This window comes from Martinezella sp. CNPSo 3964 (genome assembly GCF_057784375.1).
This window is the reverse complement of sequence record NZ_JBXSOW010000005.1, coordinates 377,286-397,387: the sequence shown is the minus strand read 5'-3', so window position 1 is coordinate 397,387 and position 20,102 is coordinate 377,286. Positions and strand designations below refer to the sequence as shown.

General features: G+C 61.1%; 17 protein-coding genes. 7 read left to right on the top strand and 10 right to left on the bottom strand.

What is annotated here, in order from left to right:
* Positions 1-21: 21 nt before the first annotated feature.
* The 8 genes from AC13Q5_RS18335 to cydD all read right to left on the bottom strand — a co-directional run bounded on the left by AC13Q5_RS18335 (position 22) and on the right by cydD (position 9,661).
* The gene (locus AC13Q5_RS18335; RefSeq protein ID WP_075854170.1) at positions 22-732 is read right to left on the bottom strand and encodes a FadR/GntR family transcriptional regulator; all 711 of its coding nucleotides are present in this window, start codon (positions 730-732) and stop codon (positions 22-24) included.
* Positions 733-930: 198 nt separating this feature from the next.
* A complete protein-coding gene (locus AC13Q5_RS18330; RefSeq protein ID WP_457880875.1) occupies positions 931-1,335 on the bottom strand; it encodes a DUF983 domain-containing protein in 405 nt (134 codons plus the stop codon).
* 196 nt (positions 1,336-1,531) lie between these two features.
* On the bottom strand, positions 1,532-2,935 hold the full coding sequence (locus AC13Q5_RS18325; RefSeq protein ID WP_488502673.1) for an aminotransferase-like domain-containing protein: 1,404 nt from the start codon (positions 2,933-2,935) through the stop codon (positions 1,532-1,534).
* 333 nt (positions 2,936-3,268) lie between these two features.
* A complete protein-coding gene (cydX, locus tag AC13Q5_RS18320; RefSeq protein WP_488502672.1) occupies positions 3,269-3,394 on the bottom strand; it encodes a cytochrome bd-I oxidase subunit CydX in 126 nt (41 codons plus the stop codon).
* An 18-nt stretch (positions 3,395-3,412) separates the two neighbouring features.
* The gene (gene cydB, locus AC13Q5_RS18315; protein ID WP_457880871.1) at positions 3,413-4,567 is read right to left on the bottom strand and encodes a cytochrome d ubiquinol oxidase subunit II; all 1,155 of its coding nucleotides are present in this window, start codon (positions 4,565-4,567) and stop codon (positions 3,413-3,415) included.
* A 6-nt stretch (positions 4,568-4,573) separates the two neighbouring features.
* A complete protein-coding gene (locus AC13Q5_RS18310; RefSeq protein WP_488502671.1) occupies positions 4,574-6,169 on the bottom strand; it encodes a cytochrome ubiquinol oxidase subunit I in 1,596 nt (531 codons plus the stop codon).
* Between the two features lie 79 nt (positions 6,170-6,248).
* Entirely contained in the window at positions 6,249-7,940 is a 1,692-nt protein-coding gene (gene cydC / locus AC13Q5_RS18305) for a thiol reductant ABC exporter subunit CydC (protein WP_488502670.1), read from the bottom strand.
* Entirely contained in the window at positions 7,937-9,661 is a 1,725-nt protein-coding gene (gene cydD / locus AC13Q5_RS18300; RefSeq protein WP_488502759.1) for a thiol reductant ABC exporter subunit CydD, read from the bottom strand. Before cydD ends, cydC begins: the two co-directional genes overlap by 4 nt.
* A 694-nt stretch (positions 9,662-10,355) precedes the next feature.
* Here cydD and AC13Q5_RS18295 point away from each other — a divergent pair.
* The 5 genes from AC13Q5_RS18295 (at position 10,356) to AC13Q5_RS18275 (ending at position 16,383) form a co-directional block, all read left to right on the top strand.
* Positions 10,356-10,814, top strand: a complete 459-nt coding sequence (locus AC13Q5_RS18295; protein ID WP_075854162.1) for a universal stress protein — start codon at positions 10,356-10,358, stop codon at positions 10,812-10,814.
* Between the two features lie 109 nt (positions 10,815-10,923).
* On the top strand, positions 10,924-12,180 hold the full coding sequence (locus AC13Q5_RS18290; protein ID WP_488502669.1) for an arsenic transporter: 1,257 nt from the start codon (positions 10,924-10,926) through the stop codon (positions 12,178-12,180).
* Positions 12,181-12,239: 59 nt separating this feature from the next.
* Positions 12,240-12,839 (top strand): TetR/AcrR family transcriptional regulator, encoded by a 600-nt coding sequence (locus AC13Q5_RS18285; protein WP_457880862.1) that lies wholly within the window; start codon positions 12,240-12,242, stop codon positions 12,837-12,839.
* Between the two features lie 41 nt (positions 12,840-12,880).
* Positions 12,881-13,858, top strand: coding sequence for a zinc-binding dehydrogenase (locus AC13Q5_RS18280; RefSeq protein ID WP_075854159.1), 978 nt, complete (start codon positions 12,881-12,883; stop codon positions 13,856-13,858).
* Positions 13,859-14,028: 170 nt separating this feature from the next.
* Positions 14,029-16,383: a heavy metal translocating P-type ATPase gene (locus AC13Q5_RS18275; protein WP_488502668.1), complete on the top strand. Its 2,355-nt coding sequence runs from the start codon at positions 14,029-14,031 to the stop codon at positions 16,381-16,383.
* Between the two features lie 65 nt (positions 16,384-16,448).
* Here the strand turns inward: AC13Q5_RS18275 and AC13Q5_RS18270 are convergent, their stop codons facing one another.
* Complete coding sequence (locus AC13Q5_RS18270; protein WP_457880858.1) at positions 16,449-17,243, bottom strand: AraC family transcriptional regulator; 795 nt, start codon at positions 17,241-17,243, stop codon at positions 16,449-16,451.
* A gap of 117 nt (positions 17,244-17,360) precedes the next feature.
* Between AC13Q5_RS18270 and AC13Q5_RS18265 the strand changes: the two genes are divergently transcribed.
* Together AC13Q5_RS18265 and AC13Q5_RS18260 are read left to right on the top strand one after the other, a co-directional pair.
* Complete coding sequence (locus AC13Q5_RS18265; RefSeq protein WP_488502667.1) at positions 17,361-18,551, top strand: FAD-dependent oxidoreductase; 1,191 nt, start codon at positions 17,361-17,363, stop codon at positions 18,549-18,551.
* Between the two features lie 10 nt (positions 18,552-18,561).
* Positions 18,562-18,987, top strand: a complete 426-nt coding sequence (locus AC13Q5_RS18260) for a hypothetical protein (RefSeq protein ID WP_457880856.1) — start codon at positions 18,562-18,564, stop codon at positions 18,985-18,987.
* A 71-nt stretch (positions 18,988-19,058) separates the two neighbouring features.
* Here AC13Q5_RS18260 and AC13Q5_RS18255 read toward each other — a convergent pair whose 3' ends face one another.
* Complete coding sequence (locus tag AC13Q5_RS18255) at positions 19,059-20,099, bottom strand: LLM class flavin-dependent oxidoreductase (RefSeq protein ID WP_488502666.1); 1,041 nt, start codon at positions 20,097-20,099, stop codon at positions 19,059-19,061.
* Positions 20,100-20,102: the final 3 nt, after the last annotated feature.

Sequence of the window (20,102 nt, the reverse complement as noted above, 5' to 3'; positions counted from 1 at the left end):
TCCTCCCCTTGTTTGTGATCGCTATTTCTTCCTGTTGTTGGCGATCACCTGCGAAATGCCCTCGTAGTGGCGGTCGAGGCGCATACGCACCTCCTTGAGATTCTTGGATTCCAGCGCATCGACGATCGCCTCGTGGTCACGCCAGGTGGCCATGGGGTCGACATCGTCCAGATCGAAAAAGCGGGACGCCTTGTAGAAAGCGAGCCAGAAGACATCGATCAGACGAACGAAGGTCTCGTTGCCCTGACAGCGAAACAGCAGGCGATGAAAGAGCTGATCGTCTTCAGCGAAGGGTTCGCCGCGCTCGGCATGAGCGCGCATGCGGTCGGTGGTGGCGCGCAATTCCGCCAGATCCTCCGGCCCGATCATCTCGAGCGTCTTGCCGATCAGGCCGACTTCGAGCGTCCGACGGATTTCCAATACCTCTTCCATGTGCCGCAGCGCATCGCCCAGCCCGTAGGCGAGATTGTCGAGCAGTGGCGCAAAAGAGAACGCCTTGACGAAGATGCCAATCCCGCGGCGCGTCTCCAGCACACCGAGGGATTCCAACGCCTTGATGCCTTCACGCAGAGAATTGCGGCTGACGCCCAATTGAGTCGCGAGCTCTCCCTCGGCCGGCAGCATCGTGCCCGCCTCAAGACCGTTGTCGGCGATATAGCTGCGCAAACTCTCCTGCACAGAGACATGCAGCAGCGGCGCGCGCGTTAAAGGCTGAATGACTTTTCCGACCATGAAACCCAAGCTCCTCGGGACATGACGGTCAACTTATTGACTTGTAGGATATCCGTCAAGTGGATAAGCAATTGAGGTCACCACTACAAATGATCGCCGGATTTGCCGGAGCGCATAAAGATCGCTTGGCAAGTTTCGCCTGATCATCCCTTGGCCATCGATCGGCCGGACCTATTCGGCCTTCGGCGACAGCCGACCTCAATTTGTTGCATGCGGCGCGTCCGTTGCCGGCAGGCGCGCAAGCTTGCCTTCCTCGGCCTTGTAGAAATACTGACTCGCCACCAGCCAGCCTTTGAGCGGCCTCAACGGCGGAATACAGGTCGCCAGCATGAACGGACCGGTCACAAGGAACTGGACCCAGATTGGCGCCGAGAAAGCCACCTCCAGCCAGACGCCGAGAAGCACGCTTGGGATGCAGGCAAAGCAAATGACAAAGAAAGCTGGTCCATCGGCGGGATCTGCGAAGGAATAGTCGAGACCACATGCTTCGCATTGCTTGCGAAGGGTCAAGAATCCGTCGAACAAACGCCCCTGCCCGCAACGTGGGCAACGGCAACGAAGACCTGTCTGCACTGGGCTTAGCGGGGGATAGTCGGCATCCATGATGGCATCACTCCTGAATCAATCTTCCATGAACAAACAATCAATGTCCAGATTGCATGCATTCATTATCCATATAATGAATGCATTCGAAACGTCCATTTGGCAGAATGACGCAGTGGGAATCTCGGCAAATTTGGGGAATAGGCGCAGCAACGAGCCAGTGCACCTCCGATCAATGGCGATATTGCGCAGCGGACTAGAAGAAGGAGGCGGCTAATTCCGGTGGCCCCTGCAGCGCGTGCGCCATGAAATTCAACGCACCCTTCAGCGCCTCGCGGCCTATCGGGCCGCCGAGACAAACACGCACGGCCTCGGGTGCGATGCCCTCCACCGTGAAGGCGTCGCTTGCGACAACGCCGATACCCGCATTGCGCATATGGCTGCCGAAGGTAGCGCGCGTCCAGCCGCCGCCGAGCGGTAGCCATATGTTGAAACTGATGGGATCGGCCCGGTAGCTACCTGATGGCAATATGTCCGCAACCATCCCCTGGCGGGCGGCGGCCTCGGCGCGAATGAAACGCAAGATGCCATCGGCAGTGCCGTCTTCGATCCAGCGCGTCGCAAGCGCCATATTGAGCGGCGACGCCATGACATTGTTGCTCCGCATTGCACTGACAAAGGGCCATATCGACCGGGTGTCCGGCGCCACGACGAAGGCGAGACGCAACCCCGCACCAATGCACTTGGCCAATCCACCGATATGCCAGGTCAGATCCGGTGCGATTGCAGCCATTGGCACAGGTGCATCCAGTGGAATGAAGCCATAAGCATCATCCTCTATGATCGGCACACGATATTTGCGGGCAATCGCAGCAATTGCTTCGCGCCGCGCCTGCGGAATCGTCAGCGTTGTCGGGTTCTGCAGTGTCGGGTTGAGATAAAGCGCCTTCGGCCGCAGGCGTTCGCAGCTTTCTTCAAAGGCTTCCGGCAAGACGCCTTTGTCATCCATCGCCAGGCCTGCGAGATTGAGCCGGAGCTGTGCTGCAATCGAACGCATGCCGGGATAGGTGATATTTTCCGAAAGCACGGTTTCGCCGGGCTTGGCCAAGAGCCCAAAGATCGCCAGCAAGGCCGGGTGTGCGCCGGGTGTTACGAAGATGCGTTCCTGCGCCGGGTTGAGGCCACGGCGGCTGAGCCAGATCGCGGCAGCATCCTTATCCATACCCAGACCGCCAAATCCCTGATAACGCAGCAAGGGAATGATATCGACCGCCACGGCCGACATGCCCTCCTGCATGCGGGCAAGAAGATCCGGATCACTCGGTTCCGGCGGCAGATTCATGGAGAAATCGATCGCGGAGGCACGACGCGGATCGGAAGCGGCGGCGAGAGCGAAACTTCGGCGCTCCCTCGCCTGCCTACCCACCACGAACGTCCCCCGTCCGACGTGGGAATCCACCAGCCCACGCTTCTGCGCCTCGACGTAGCCGCGTGCGACGGTCGTAAAATCGATGTTGAGACGCTTGGCCAGCGCACGTTGCGGCGGCAGCCTGTCGCCGGCGGCAAGAACGCCGCTGCGCAAATCCATCTCGATCAGGTCAGCTATGGCAATGTAGCGGGGGCTGGAGGAACGGCTGAGATCGGGATGCCAGTCTTTCATTTCATGCTCCGCATGAGACCGATCGTGAGCTGAAACTCCGACCGGCATTGATTGCATATAATTGCATACAATTCCCGTTATGTGGAGCTATCAGACACACTTTTCATCCCTGGAAAGACCAAATACAGTGATATTTTCGATCCATGAATGCCTTGAGCCAGCCGATGTTCCCGCAATTGACGGCATGACAAAGCTGTTTGACCGCCTCGACAGTCAGAAACCCAACAGCCTATATCCCGTTTATCGCGATTCGTTCCTGCAAGCCCGGCACGCCTGCTTTTGGCGGGCGTGCCGAACATATGGCCGAGTTCGATCAAGGATTAGACGTCTCGCTCATTTCTCTTGAACGCGCGCGGCTTTCGCTTTCGCTTGATCATCCATCAGTTCGTACCACATCGCGTTAAGGACAGCGAATGCCGCGGCGAGAGGGAAGCCGAGAAGCCAGGCAAAGTACCACATGAAAAATCTCCTTCGGGATCAGTAGGCGTGACCGCTCTTGTCGTTCACCGTCGCTTCGTCGACCTTGCCCCACAGCACGCGATAGACCCATGCTGTGTAGGCCAGGATCATTGGCAGGAAGATGATGGTGACAACAAGCATGATGAACAGCGTCATGTGACTGGACGAGGCATCCCAAACCGTCAGGCTGGAGCGCGGATCGAGCGACGACGGCAAGAGGAAGGGGAACATCGACAGGCCCACCGTCGAGATGATGCCGAAGATCGCAAGCTTGCTGAAGAGCAGCACCGTGACTTCACGTCGGCCGAGCATGGCGAGCAAGGCCACCGCCGCACCGACGAAGCCGAGAACCGGAGCAATCATCATCCATGGGTGGCTGCTGTAATTGCCAAGCCATGCGCCCGCGCTGTGCTCGACCGTCTTCAACAGTGGGTTCGAAGGTCCATTGGCATCGACGGCACTTGCGATGTGATAGCCATCGACCCCTATCCACAGGAACAGGCCGCCGAGCGCAAAGAGCACGATCACGGCTAGCGCGGCGATGATGCCGAAGCGACGTGCCCGCTGCGCAACGATACCATCCGTCTTCACCTGCAGCCAGGCAGCGCCATGCATGACAAGCATGGCGACCGACAGAAGCCCACAGAGGAGCGCATATGGGTTCAAAAGGGCGAAGAACGAGCCTTCATAATAGATGCGCATGTCGTTATCGAAGCGGAAGGGCACGCCCTGCAGTACATTGCCGACTGCCACGCCGAAGATCAGCGACGGAACGAAGCCTCCGATGAAGAGCGCCCAATCCCAACCGGCCTTCCAGCCGGCGCTATCGCGCTTGGAGCGATATTTGAAGGCAACCGGTCGCAGGATCAGCGCAAACAGGATGGCAAACATCGCGAGATAGAAGCCGGAAAAGGACACGGCGTAGAGCGGCGGCCAGGCGGCGAAAATCGCGCCGCCTCCGAGAATCAGCCAGACCTGATTGCCTTCCCAGGTCGCGCCGATCGAGTTGATGGCGATGCGCCTCTCCGTATCCGTCTTGGCAACGAACGGCAGCAGCGTGCCGACGCCGAGGTCGAAGCCGTCGGTGACGGCAAAGCCGATCAAAAGCACGCCGAGAAGCAGCCACCAGATGATGCGCAGGGTCTCGTAGTCGATCAATTCATGCAGGATCATGGCAGGTCACTCCGCAGCCGAAACGAGGTTTTCGGAAATCAGCTTGGCCTCCGGCTCATCGTCCGGTTCAGGCCCCTTGCGGATCGCCTTAATCATCAGCGTCATCTCGATGACGATGAGGACCGTGTAGAGCGCCGCAAAGCCGAGGATGGTGAGAAGCACTGTGCCGGCGCCGAGATTGGAGACGGCCGCCGCCGTCGGCAGCACGCCTTCGATGATCCACGGCTGTCGGCCGAATTCCGCAACGACCCAACCTAGCTCAATGGCGACCCAGGGCAGCGGAATAGCGAAAACCGCGATCCTCAGCAGCAGCGGATAACGATCCAGTTTCCGCCGTGCCGAGAGCCAGAAGAAGACCGTCATCAGCAAGATGAAGAACATGCCGAGCCCAACCATGATGCGGAAGGACCAGAAGAGCGTCGGCACATTCGGAATAGTGTCGCGGGCAGCCTTGGCGATCTGCTCCTCTGTCGCCTGGCGCGGATCGTCGACATAACGTTTCAGAAGCAGAGCATAGCCAAGCTCATGGCCGATATCCTCGAAGGAGGTTCGCGCTGTCGCGATATCCTGTGATGCCTCGCCGGGCGTTGCCGGCTTTGCAGCGCGGATCTTCATCAGCGCGTCATAAGCCTTGATGCCCTCGCGTATGCGGTCCTTGGCCTGTTCCTCGAGTTTGTCGATGCCGGGAATTTCCGTCGTCAGCGAGCGAGTGCCGATCAGGCCCATCGCCCACGGAATATGAAAGGCATAATGGGTCTCGCGGGCCTCCTGATCCGGGAAGCCGAAGGCGGTGAAGGCGGCCGGCGCCGGTTCGGTCTTCCACATTGCCTCGATTGCCGCGAGCTTCATCTTCTGATGCTCGGTCGTCAGATAGCCGCTCTCGTCCCCCAGCACGACCACCGAAAGCGCCGAAGCAAGCCCGAAGGATGCGGCAACCGTCATCGACCGCTTGGCAAGCTCCACGCTGCGGCCACTCAGAAGATACCAGGCCGATACGCCGAGAACGAAGACCGATGCACAGACATAGCCCGCTGAAACCGTATGCACGAATTTCGCCTGCGCCACCGGATTGAAGACGACGTCGAAGAAGCTGACGATCTCCATGCGCATGGTCTGTGGATTAAGCGCCGAGCCCGCCGGATTCTGCATCCAGCCGTTGGCGATCAGGATCCAGAGCGCCGAGAAATTTGAGCCGAGGGCGACGGCCCAGGTGGCAACCAGATGGCCGACTTTCGACAGCTTGTCCCAGCCGAAGAAGAACAGGCCAACGAAGGTCGCCTCCAGGAAGAAGGCCATCAGCCCCTCGATCGCCAGCGGCGCGCCGAAGATGTCACCGACATAATAGCTGTAATAGCTCCAGTTCATGCCGAACTGGAATTCCATCACGATGCCGGTGGCGACGCCGAGCACGAAGTTGATGCCGAAGAGCGTCCCCCAGAATTTCGTCATCTGCCGCCAGATCTGGCGGCCCGTCATGACGTAAGTGGTTTCCATGATGGCAAGCAGCACGGAAAGGCCGAGCGTCAGCGGCACGAACAAGAAGTGATACAGCGCCGTCATGGCGAACTGCAGGCGCGACAGCGCCACGATATCGAGTTCCATAGTCTTTCTCCCACCCCCTACGGTGTGTCTGACAGGAATGCGGCGCCATTCGACGCGCCGCGGGCATGTTGACTACCCCTCAATCAGGCCGCAGCCGATCGAGAAGCATTTCGAATTCCGATGTGCCGCGCGCAGCCATGGCGACCATGCGACCGTCGTCCAGAGCGACGATCCGATCCGCCAAGGCGGCTTCGCGGCGAATATGAGTTGCGATAACGAGACTGCGCCCATCGGCCGCCGAGGCCAGTCGCGCCAGCACGTTGCGAGCCGTAGCTGCATCGAGACCTTCCGTCGGCTCATCGAGAAGCCAGAGCGGCGTATCGCGCAGCAAGAGCCTTGCAAGGGCCAGCCGCCGAAGCTGACCGCCGGAGAGGCCGCTACCGCCTTCGCCGAGGCGTGTTGAAAGGCCATGAGGGAGTGCTTCGATATCATCGAGCAGACCGGCCGCTGCGAGCGCATCGCGCAGATGGTTGTCATCCGCATGAGGTGCTGCCAGCTTCAGATTGCCTCGCACCGTGTCTCGAAACAGCTCGCTACGCTGCGTTAGCGTTGCGGCCGGTTGACGGGCCACCGAGCCGATCGTCGCGGTAATCTCGCCCGCAAGCAGGGCCAGCAATGTCGATTTGCCGACGCCGCTTTGACCCACGACCGCCAGCCACTCGCCAACTGGCAACGACAGGGACAGATCGTTCAGGACCGGGCGGGACGCTCCTTCGTGTCCGGCGACGACAACACTGAGCTGGAAGGCATAGCCGGCGTCCGGCTCAACCCGCTGCATGGAAGCGGCAACCGGGCTCAATCGAGGCGCAATACGCCTTGCAGCAAGGAGGGTCCGTCCGAGTTCGAGCGCTCCCCGTCTGAGAGCCGCAAAGGGTTCCGTGGCAGCGAAGGCGACGAGCAGCGCGAAGGCGGCGGCGGGCGCCCCGATCGCTCCCTGCCTAGCAAACATGGCAACCACAAGCAGCGTCGTCGTCAACAACAATGTCGACCCGAGTGAAAAGCCGGCTGCGACGCGACCATCGATCCGGTTCAAGGCATTATCCGCTTCGGCCAATCGCCGATCCGCCTCGACAATTACCGATCGTTGCGTCTGTAGCTGTCCGGCCATCGCGAGATCCGTCTGCCCGGCGACGAGATCTATGGCGCGGGCACGCAAGGCCTCCATCGCATGGGCACGCCGGCGCCCCGGCTTCAGCGCCAGACGCGCTGCAACGAGGGAAAGACCGAGACAGAGCGTGACAAGCCACAGCCCTGCCATGACGCCGAACAATGGATCGATGAAACAGAGTGCGATCGTCACCGCAATAGCGGCGAGAACTGCGACGGCGGCCGGCACAAGCACGCGCAGATAGAGGGAGTCGAGCGCATCAACATCATTCGTCAGCCGGAACAAAAGCTTTGCCGGCCGGCGGATCATCGCCGCGGCGGCGGCAGGTTCCGCCCAGCCGCGAAACAACTTCTCGCGCAAGGCGGCAAGAACCCTGAGGGTCGCGTCATGCGTGACGAGCCGTTCGCCATAGCGAGCAGCTGTCCGGCCGATTGCGAGCAGGCGTATGCCGGCCGACGGCATGAAGACGTCGAAAACCGCCGCACTCTCGATCGACAGACCGGCAAAGGCCGAGGCCGTGATGAACCAGCCCGACAGCCCAAGCAATCCACCGCCGGCAAGCATGGCCAGCACGGACAGGCCGGCGCCGAGAGCAAGGCTCCCGCCGCGCTCGACCCAAAACAATCTCATGAGCGGCAGAAGGATCTTGAGGGAGGATGTCATGCGGCCACCCTCCGTGCCTGCTCATCAAGCCGGACGATGCGGTTCATTCGCGCGGCGAACACGGGATCATGTGTGGCGACGATCAAGATGCGGCCCTTGGCGAGCGCGAGCAGCGCATCCGTCACGGCCGCCGCCGTTTGCGCGTCGAGATGCGCCGTCGGTTCGTCCGCGAGAATGATATCCGCCCGCTCATCGACCATCATCCGTGCCAGCGCCAGTCTCAGCGCCTCGCCGCCGGAAAGACCGAGCCCTCCCTCGCCGACCGCAGCTACCCGCTCCGGCGTAAACACCTTATCGAGAGCAACGCCTTCGAGCGCTGAAGCAACGGCAGGAGCATCAATGCCGTCGCGTCTTAGAGCGATATTGCGTATGACGCTGCCGGCAAAGATATGCGGTGACTGACCGATCCAGGCCATGCGACGGCGCAATGCATCCGCTGTGTCGTCATGCAGCGGGACGCCGCCGATCCTGATGACACCGGCCTCGTATCGCGCAAGACCTGCAATCAGCGACAGAAGCGTGGTCTTGCCCGAGCCACTGGCACCCCAGAGCGCTACATGTTCCCCGGCCGTGATCGAGAGATCGAAATGATCGATTGCGGCGTCTCGTTCCGGCGTATGGCGAAAGACCAGCGCTTCGATTTCGACACCGGCCTCGCCTGCCGGCATGGGTGACGGCATGTCTGTGCCGCCGAGAATGGTCTGGCGCGATGATGCGAGTTCCTTCAGTGCCGAAAGTGCCGCCTCCCCGCTGGCACGGTCATGCCAAACTGCGGACAGCTCCCGCAGCGGCTCGAAAAAGGCGGGCGCAAGCAGCAGAATGAAGAGCCCTTGCGTCAATGTGAGGCGACCGTCCCAGGTGCCGACTTCGATCGAGCCCAGAAGGCTGAAGCCGACATAGACGGCCGTCGCGGCAACGCCGAGCGCGGCAAAGAATTCGAGCACTGCCGACGACAGAAATGCGATCCTCAAGACAGCCATGGTACGCAGCCGCAGCGAGTCCGCATCCGCGCGCAGGCGCCGGGCCGTAAGATCGACCGCGTCGAGCGCGCGAATAGTGGCAAGACCGCGAAGACGATCGAGCAGGAACGCATTGATGCCGCCGGTTTCGGCAAGCTGCTTCTCGCTGGCGGCTTTTGCACGCCAGCCGATCAATGCCATGAAAATCGGAATGAGCGGCGCGCAGAGCACAAGGATCAGTGCCGCCAGCCAGGAAATCGGCAGGATACAGATGAGCATGACAAGCGGCACTACACTTGCTCTCATGCGGATCGGACGGAAACGCGAGAGATAGGGTACGACCGCTTCAGCCTGCTCGCCCAACACGCTTGCCGCGAGGCCGGAGGCCGGCCTCTCGCTATCGAGTGGTGAGCGCGCCGCAAGAGCTGCAGCTGCGGCGGCGCGCCGAATACTCAGCTCGCGGCGCGCGGCGAGAAACGCGAGCCGGGAACCCGCCGCATCCAGACCGGCGCGCAGGACGCCGATACCCGCGACCACAGCTGCCGGAACGGCGACCTCTGCCACACCGCCGCCCTTGCTGATCGCACCGACGCCTATGGCAAGCATTGCTGCCTGGCCGATCCATCCGAGAGAAGACAAGCAGAGCAGAGCCGACGCAAGGCCAAGGCCACGACACTGCCCGGCCGTCCCTTCACCCGCCACCTTCTCGACAGGCAAACTCTCCGACGAAGGCGGGTTCGCGACCTTGCGTCTTTCCAACATTCCATCGGTGGCGGAAGAGGCTGTCACGTGAGCCCGTCCTTTCCAAGTCAGTGTCATCAAGGAGGGTCCGCCGACCAATAAAGATCGAATGACCTGCATGGCAGACCATCAACCTTTCGTCGAACCCAGAACGCACTTGCCGCAATCGACGATATCGGAGCCCCAATATGACTGGCTTTCTGCTTCTTGTCAGCGACAAGAATAGCAGTGCCCGTCTCGCCGATGGGTTGATCCCACGGCAAGTTGTTCGCGACATGGTTCTAAGGCAGTTTGTGCACTGCGCAAAAGCGCGCAGGATGTCGCAGGGCGCCGCCGCAGCCATGTCAGATTGACGCAGAAGCCCATGATATTTCTATGTTGTTGCGATAGCGACATCGCATCATCTGACGGCTAAGCCGTTTGCACTGCAGCAATTTCCTCTGATTCCGACGCCTCCCTGGGGAGCGCAAATTCGGCGTCGCTCGCTGTCTGATCGGGGATGAAAACCGCGACCATTTGACCTCCATTGCGGTAAACTTCACCCCAGACTGGCGAATCACCCGATCGAATGGGCCAGCGCCGGCCGCGAGACTTGACGGATGCCATCATTGTCGATGTGTTGGGTATTCGTTTGCTTGTCCGGGCAAGTTTAACCGGAGAGATTGCAAGTGACGCCGAAGAACTGCTTCGTGCCGAGGCGTTTTGGGAGAATGCAATGTATGACAAGATCATTTGCGCAATTGGGTTGGGCTCACGCGAGCGCGCCGAACGCCTGCTGCGAACGTCTCACGCACTTTTATCCTCAGGCGGCGAATTGACGGTCGCGCACGTTATCGAGCGTTTCCCTTCCGGGCGCGAAAGCCCGGATGATTGGGCCGTTTCAGTGATCACGGAAGCCGAGGAAAAGCTCGATGCTCTGTGCAGACGTCTCGGCATCACCGCCTCCGTCGACGTGCGCATGGGCACGGCATCGAAGACGCTGCTGACCGTCGCCAAGGAGAAGAAGGCCGATCTCATCGTTCTTGCAACGCATACGTCCGATATTATCGATCGCATATTCGGTTCGACTGTCGAATATGTCATACGCCACGCAGAATGTTCCGTCCTCGTCGAGCGAGCCGACAAAACGCACGACGATACGGCAAGGAGCGCCGACACGGCGAAGAAGGCATAGCGCTTCGTCACATCGTGCAGGATTCTGTCGAGATATAGGTCAGCCCGGTTTGCGCTGCCCCGCAGTGATGCTACATACCCGCTCCGACCTCAAATCCAAGACGAGTTGAATGACCGAATCCGCCATCACCTGGAGCATCGCCGGCCTGACCGCCCTCGGTGTCGTCACGCGCCCATTCCGGTGGCCGGAAGCGATCTGGGCGGTTCTCGGCGCAGCACTTCTCGTCGCCCTCCGGCTCATCGGCCCAGCCGAGGTATGGGCGGGCATATCCAAAGGTTTCGATGTCTATCTCTTCCTGATCGGCATGATGCTGCTGTCGGAGCTCGCGCGGCGCGAAGGGCTCTTCGACTGGGTGGCGGCGATCGCAACCTCGCATGCCAGAGGCTCCCCTCGCCGGCTTTTCGTGCTCGTTTACGTTGTCGGCGTGGTCGTAACGGTATTTCTGTCCAATGACGCAACCGCCGTCGTGCTCACGCCTGCCGTCTACGCAGCCTGTCGCGCGGCGCGGGTGAAAGACCCTATGCCATATCTGCTGGTCTGCGCCTTCATCGCCAATGCGGCGAGCTTCGTACTGCCGATCTCCAATCCGGCCAATCTGGTCATCTTCGCCGGCGGTGAGATGCCACCCCTGTCGCGCTGGATGCAGACCTTCCTGCTGCCGTCCATCGTCTCGATCATCGTTACCTTCGCCTGCCTCTACTGGACGCAAAGACGTGCGCTGGGGGAAGACACGATCGCCCGCAATGTCGAGCAGCCGCACCTCTCCCGCAGTGCTCGGCTGGCGGGATGGGGGCTGGTGGTCACCGCTCTCATCCTAATCGGCGCATCCGCCATGAATTTCGACCTCGGCATCCCGACATTCGTCGCGGGCCTCCTCACGACCATCATCGTTCTCGCCCTTACCCGGCAAAATCCATTGGATACGGTTCGTGGCATCAGCTGGAGCGTAATACCTCTGGTTGCGGGCCTTTTCGTGATCGTCGAGGCGGTCAATCACACCGGCCTCACCGCCCTTCTGTCCGAAAAGCTGGCGTTGCTGGCCGCGCAGTCCCAGACACAGGCGGTCGGCGCTGCCGGGCTTTCAGTCGCGGTCGTCTCCAACCTCGTCAACAACCTGCCGGCCGGTCTTTTCGCCGGCAGCGCGGTACAGGCGGCCCATGTTCCTGATTCCATTGCCGGCGCGGTGCTGATCGGCGTCGATCTCGGCCCCAACCTGTCGGTCACCGGCTCGCTCGCCACCATCCTCTGGCTCGCCGCTCTTCGTCGCGAAGGGCTCCACATGGGAGCATTGGCTTTCCTGAGGATCGGCGCTCTCGTGATGTTCCCGGCTCTGATCCTCTCGCTTGCCGCTCTCGCATTGATCTGACGGCGAACAACATCGGGTTTATAGACGACCGGTCGAATATTTGTTACGGACCGCTCATGATGACGAAGAAGAAATCAGAGCTGACTCGGAGCCATATTCTCGCAATCGGGCGAGAACTGGTGCTGCGCAAGGGTTTCGGAGGCGTGGGCCTGAAAGAGCTGCTCGAGCAGAGCGCCGTGCCGAAAGGCTCGTTCTATTATTATTTCGCGTCCAAGGAGGCCTTCGGCTGCGCCCTGCTGAAGCAATATTGTTCTGACTATGCGGAGAGACTCGACGCACTCTTCGGGTGGAAGGGCAATGGCCGCCAACGCCTGATGCACTATTGGGATGCCTGGCTTTCCGACGGTAACACGGCCAGCCTTGCCGACCGATGCCTGGTCGTAAAGCTTGCCGCCGAGATCTCCGATCTTTCGGACAATATGCGCGTGATCCTGCTCGGCGGCGTCGAGGATCTCATTCGCCGCCTCACCAAAACAATCACCGAGGGGCGCGAGGACGGTTCGATTTCACCATCCTGCATCCCGGAAAAGACGGCTCGCTCGCTCTATAGCCTCTGGCTCGGGGCAGCGATCCTCGCCAAGCTTGGAAAAGACAAGACACCGCTCGACCAGGCCATGCTTGCCACCGAACAAGCCCTTTCGGCACCCGGCAGCCTTTGATCCAAAGCAGGACCAGCATGTCAACACGCAAGGAAAATACAATGCGCAGTGCCATCCACGATGTCTTCGGCGATCCGGCTGCGGTCCTTTATCTGGCCGACATGCCGCTGCCGGAGCCTGCCGCCGGAGACGTGCGCATTCGCACTATTCTCTCCCCCATCCACAATCACGATCTTTGGACCGTGCGCGGCGCTTATGGCTACAAGCCGATTTTGCCCGCCATCGGCGGTAGCGAAGCGGTCGGTTTCGTCGACGCCGTCGGAGCCGGTGTCGACAAGACGCTCATCGGCAAGCGGGTCGTTGCGGCCGGCGTCCATGGCACCTGGGCCGAGCAATTCACAGCGCCGGCAGCAAGCCTGGTTCCGGTGCCCGACGTGATTTCCGACGAAGCCGCAGCACAGCTGATCGCCATGCCGTTCAGCGCCATTTCGCTTCTCGAGTCCCTCCATGTCGAGCCCGGCGACTGGATCATCCAGAACGCTGCGAATGGCGCGGTCGGAAAGACGCTGGCCATGCTGGCCCATAGCCGCGGCATACACATGATCAACCTCGTTCGGCGCGATGGCGGCATTGACGAGCTGTCCGCATTCGGCATCGGCAACGCCGTTTCGACTGCCGCTTCAGATTGGAAGGCGAAGGTACGTGCCATGGTCGGCGATGCACCGATCCGCGCTGCCGTAGACTCCGTCGGCGGTGTTGCAAGCAACGACCTGGCCGACCTTCTAGGTGAAAACGGCCTCTTGGTTTCCTTCGGCACTGCGGCGGGCAAGCCGATGCAGATCGCCTCAAGGGCTGTCATCTTCAAGCAGCTAACGATCAAGGGCTTCTGGGGCATCAAGGTCAGCGCCGCCATGCCGGCGGAAGAGCGCCGGCGGCTGATCAGCGAATTGATCACGCGCGTCGCATCCGGCGAAGTCAAACTGCCGGTGGAAGCAGCCTATGACATCACGGAGATCGCAGAAGCGGTGAAATCCTCGCTGGCGCCCGGCAAGGCTGGAAAAGTTTTGCTGAAACTATAGGCCTGCCTGCGCCGTGGCGTAACAACCGGTGCAGGGAACTGGGGCGGGAGCACGGCTAGATCGATTGCCGCTTTCTGCGAATGATCACACAAAATTCGCAAAATTGCTCTTGTCCCTCTAGTTACTAGAGGATGTAGCAGTGGTTCCAAGAGAAAATCTGGAACCGAAACATGACTTCGACAACACAACAGAGCCGCTATCGCGTAGAGGGCATGGACTGCGCTTCGTGCGCCGCGAAAATCGATACAGCCGTTCGCCGCCTGCAAGGTGTCGAGGATGTTTCCGTCTCGGTCACTGCGGGCACGATGACGGTCAAGCATCAGAGAGATCCCGATCTTCTGCCCAACATCGCGAAGCGGGTCACGGGGCTGGGTTACAAAGTTTTCCCGCTGCCGCAGAGCAACGTCTCCACGCCAAAGGTAGAAGAGAATGACCATGCCTGCGGCTGCGGGCACGATCATCACAAGCACGAATCCGATGGGCATGATCATGCGGGACACAGCCACGATCACCACCATGACCATGATCATGGCGACCACGATCACGGCGCCGCTGGCCATCGGCACGACCATGCCGGGCATAACCACACCACCGAAGAGCGAGAAGCGGCGGTTGCCGGCCTTCACGGTCACGACCACGGACCGAGCACAGGACCATGGTGGAAATCGGCCAAGGGCCGCCTGACGATCGCCAGCGGCTTGGCACTTGCCGCTGCCTGGGGGATCGGCAAGCTGGTTCCCGCACTGGACGTCTGGATCTTTACCGCTGCCATGCTTGTCGGCTTGGTGCCGATCGCCCGGCGCGCCTTCATGGCCGCAAGGGTCGGAACACCGTTTTCGATCGAAATGCTGATGACGATCGCGGCCATCGGCGCTGTCATCATCGGCGCCAGCGAAGAAGCCGCGGCCGTCGTCTTCCTGTTCCTGATCGGCGAGCTGCTCGAAGGCGTTGCGGCCGGCAAGGCCCGCGCCAGCATTCAATCCCTTACGGATCTGGTGCCCAAGACCGCTCTCCTTGAGGAGAATGGCAAGACCCGCGAAGTGCAGGCCGAAAGCCTTGCCGTCGGTGCCATTATCCTGGTTCGCCCCGGCGACCGCATTCCGGCCGACGGCGTGATCCTCTCAGGCGAAAGCGCCATCGACGAGGCGCCGGTGACAGGCGAAAGCACCCCCGTTCGCAAGGGTGCGGATGCCGCCGTCTTTGCCGGCACCGTCAACAGCGATGCGGCGCTGCGCGTCCGCGTGACCGCGGCAGCCTCCGACAATACCATCGCCCGCGTCGTCAAGCTTGTCGAGGAGGCGCAGGAATCGAAGGCTCCAACCGAGCGTTTCATCGATCGCTTCTCCCGCTATTACACGCCCGGCGTCGTCGTTGTCGGCGCGCTGGTCGCCATCCTTCCCCCGCTGTTCCTGGGCGGGGCCTGGAGCGAGTGGGTCTATAAGGGCTTGGCGATCCTGCTGATCGGCTGCCCCTGCGCCCTCGTCATTTCGACGCCGGCGGCGATTGCGGCCTCGCTCTCGTCCGGCGCGCGGCGTGGTCTGCTGTTGAAGGGTGGCGCCGTGCTCGAAAACATCGGCAAAGTCACCGCCGTTGCCTTCGACAAGACCGGCACTCTGACCGAAGGCAAGCCCAAGGTCACCGATATCGTCGGTCTCGGCATGAGCGATACGGAAGTGTTGCGACTGGCAGCCGCACTCGAAACCGGTTCCAGTCATCCGCTCGCCCGCGCGATCCTTGATCGCGCAGCTGCAGCCGGAACGGATATTCCTCAAGTCATCGATGCGAAAGCGATTGGCGGCAAGGGCGTGAGCGGCACGGTCGATGGTGTCGAAGTGTTTCTGGGATCGCCGCAGGCCGTGGCCGACAGGATATCGTTGACCTCGGAACAGTCGGTACAGATCGCGAAGCTCAATGATGAAGGCAAGACCGTTTCCGTCGTCGTTGCAAAGGGCAGCGCTGCCGGCCTGCTCGCCATGCGCGACGAGCCGCGTGCCGATACCGCCGCCGGCCTCAAGGCGCTTGCCGATGCGGGCATCAAGACGATCATGCTGACCGGCGACAACCAGCGCACGGCACAGGCGATCGGCAAGACACTCGGTATCGAGGTCAGGGCGCAACTGCTGCCCGAGGACAAGCAGCGGATCGTTGGCGACCTGAAGCGGCAAGGCTTGCGCGTCGCCAAGGTCGGCGACGGCATCAACGATGCCCCCGCGCTTGCAGCAGCCGATGTCGGGATCGCCATGGGCGGCGGAACCGACGTTGCTCTGGAAACGGCGGATGCCGCCGTGCTGCATGGCCGCGTCGGCGATGTCATCGAGATGATCGACCTTTCCAAGCGGACGATGAGCAATATCGGCCAGAACATCACCATCGCGCTCGGCCTGAAGGGTGTGTTCCTCATCACCACGATTGTCGGCATCACCGGGCTCTGGCCGGCAATCCTCGCCGATACCGGCGCCACGGTGCTGGTCACCATGAATGCGCTGCGCCTGCTCGCCTTGAAGCCACGCCGGGTCGCAGTCTGAACTATCTTCGGGCGCCGATGAACAGGTCGGCGCCCCCTCTCGTCATTTCCGAAATTACGAGGAGATCAAGATTTCCGGACGGACAGGTAACGGCGCGGCGATAGGCCAAATGCCTTCCGGAACATGGCGATGAAGCTGCTCGCGCTCGCATAGCCCAAGCTGTCCGCCACCTCAGCGATCGGTATTCCCGCGCTCAGATGTTCCAGTGCCAGCAACAAGCGCGCCTGCTGCCGCCAATTTGCGAAGGACATGCCCGTTTCTGCATGGAAGAGCCGCCTGGCCGAGCGTTCGGATATGCCCGCCCGCTGCGCCAGTGACTGAAAGGTCTCCTCGCTGGCGGGGTCCTGCAGCACGGCTTCCGTGATGCGCAGAACGCGCCGATCCGTCGGCATAGGCAGATGCAGGCTTTCGCGAGGCGCGGCCCGAACCTCATCCAGCAGAACGGCGGCAAGGCGACGCTGCTGCGCTGACAGCTTTTCCTCCCAATGCCATGTCGTCGCCCGACGCACGAGCGCCCGCAGGACATCGCTGACGCTGAGAACGCAAGGCGTCGTCGGCAAACCGGCGCTGGCACCGGGCGTCAGAAGGATGCCCCAGCCGCTCAGCACGCCGTTGATCCCCGCCTTGTGCATGACACCAGGCGGAATCCAGCCCGCACGCTGCGGCGGCAGGAGCCAGGAACCATCCGGCGTATCGACGCGGACGAGCCCGCTCTCAATGCAGAAAAGCTGCCCGCGCATATGCGCGTGCCAATCATATTCCTGGGTTCCCAGGCGGAAGGCGCTACCGGGTTCATCCGATCCCCAAAAGGCAATGAGCGGCGGCCCGTCAGCACGTTCGCCGATATCTTCGATGTCCATTTTCGTTTGGCCGTTTTGCAATATTTATAGTCCGAATGTCGTTATCATGCTCTGGCGGCGCTGGGCTATCTTTCTCTCGTAAGATCGAAATCGACCAGTGAATGGAATAGAAGACCCATGCAGGACTTTCGTGTCGTCATCATCGGCGCAGGCCTCGGCGGCTTGTGCCTCGCACAGGGATTGAAGCGCGCCGGCATCCGCTTTGACGTATATGAGCGCGACCCGGCGGCAGATAGCCGCTTGCAAGGCTATCGCATCCGTATCGACGCAAACGGACAACAAGCGTTGGGAGCCTGCCTGCCGCCGGCTCTGTTTGAGCTCTTTCGGGCGACCGCCTCGGTGAGCCCTCGATCCGTATGCTTCCTGACTCCTCAGCTTCTGCCCGTCACGGGGCGCGCGCCGACGAGCTGGGATACCGGCGAGGATGACGACGACGGCGATCTGAGCGTCAATCGCCTGACCCTTCGCGAAATCCTGCTGTCGGGGATCGAGGATCACGTTCATTTCGGACATGCCTTCACCCACTATCGCTGCATGGATGACGGTCGCGTCGAGGTGCAGTTCGAAGGTGGCCCCCCGGTTTCCTGCAATCTGTTGGTCGGCGCCGACGGCGTGAACTCGCAGGTGCGCCGCCAGCTGGCTCCATATGCCGAGCCGGCGGATACAGGTTCTATATGCGTCTACGGCAAGAGCGAAATGCCGCTGAACGATGCCGCTGACCTACTTGGGAATGGAACGACGGTGGTCTTTGCCGATGGGTGCACGGCGATCTTCGATCTCATGCGCTTCCGCGACGACTTTCCGAACCTTGCCGCCAGTGTTGCTCTGGATTGCAGGCTGACGCCGGTGACGGACTATCTCTATTGGGCGCTGATCGGCCCCCGTCAAAAACTGGGATTGGAGACCTACGATCACACGCAGGATCTGCCTGTATTGCTGAGGACGGCAATGCGCGGCTGGCATCCGGAACTGAAACAGATCATCAGCCACAGCAAGTCGACAGCTGTGGCGGCACTCCCCGTCAGAAGCGGTCGCCCGGACGCTCTCTGGCCATTCGGTGCGGTGACGCTCCTCGGGGATGCTATTCACGCGATGAGCCCTGCCGGCGGGCTTGGCGCCAATACCGCGTTAGAGGACGCATGCATGCTGACGCAGATCCTGGCCAAATCCGACAAGGAGTCAAAGACGGCCTGTACGGCCTTGCTGGATTACGAGGCCGACATGCGCGAACGGGCAGCCCGCGCCATCGATACATCGGAACGCGGCGCCGCGATGCTGTTCGCAGCAGTGACAGACAAAATCGCTTGAGGACAACAGCATGACAATCGATGCAACCACCTTCACCTTTCACGATGTCTCCCTGTGGCCGATCGTGCGCCAATCGGCCGGGTCCGTGCGACCAGGCTATTCCGCACAATGGGAAAGGGAAATGGACGCCATGCTCGCCATTTCCATGCCCTTCGTCGTCATCATGGACGGCGATCAGGCAGCTGAGAATCATGAGGATCGCAGGGCTCGCGGCATATGGCTGAAGAAGAATAAAACTGCGCTTGCGGCAATTTGCCGGGCAGTGATCGGGGTCGAAGCCAACCCTATCAAGCGGGCAGCCATGCAGGTGCAGATGGCGCTTGCAACGAAGGCGTTCGGCACGAGAATGGATCTCGTCGCAACGCATGAAGACGCGCTTCGCCTTGCGGAGCGGATTCTCAAAGGCGGCAAAGCCACGGCCGCGCAGTTCGGCTAGAATATCTCCTAGCGCGACGTGATACAGACCGGGCAGATTGCAGCCTGCTCGGTCTCTTGGCTATGGCCGCTTCACGATGCGGACCGCTGCAGAGGCCTGATTTCTTTCCAGCCAAGCTCCGGAGCGATCGATGTCACGAAGTCGTGGATGATCTGTCGATATTCCTCGTCATGAAACTCATAGGGCAGCTCCAGCCGGAATTCACTGACATAGGGCAGGATCGGATCCTTGCGCAGACGTTCGAGGATTTCATCCGACGAGCCGACGATATCGCGGGCGAAAAGGGTTCGCCGTTCGCCTTGAGGCGAAAGCGTGCGCTCATAGCGGCCGGCGGCATAGTCGGTATAACGCTTGCGGGTGATCGCATCGGCGCTGTCGAAGGGTACGATGACCCGGCCAAGCGCCACCCGCCTCGTATCGCCGCCCGAAGCACGGTAGGTTTCCAGTTGGCGCGACTGCGCGACAAAGAAATCATCCGTCTGCTCGCCGGTCGTAACATTGCCGATGAGCAGGTTGAAACCGTTTCGACCGGCCCATTCGGCCGAACGCAGCGAGCCACCACCATACCAGATGCGATCGATCAAGCCTTTGGCATAGGGCTGGAGGCGCGGGCGCTGCGGGCCGAACGGCGTCTTGATGAGCGTATCCTGATTGCCGACATAGGTGCCCTTCAGATTATCCGTGAAGCGCAGCACCCTCTGATGGGAAAAATCGTGGTTCTCCCAATCGCCATCGAAGGCGAGCGGCCCGATCAGATCCGCATGCAGCGGCCGGCCGGCGCTCAGACCGATATTCAATCGTCCGCGCGAGAGCACATCCACAGTCGCCAGATCCTCGGCAAGCCGATACGGGCTTTCGTAGCCGATGGGTATGACGGCGGTGCCGAGCTCGATGTGGCGCGTTCGCTGCGTCGCCGCGGCGAGAAAGGCGCTTGCCGAGGAAATGCCGGGTTCCAAATGCCGCTGGCGTACCCAGGCGCTGTTGAAGCCCCTCCCTTCCCCGTATTCGAGCAATTGCAGGGTCTGTTCGAGACCGGCGAGCGGGTCCTCATCCGGATAGTTTCCCGGCGTCAGGAAGCCGATATGGCTGATCGATGGGGCTTGGCGGCTCATTCG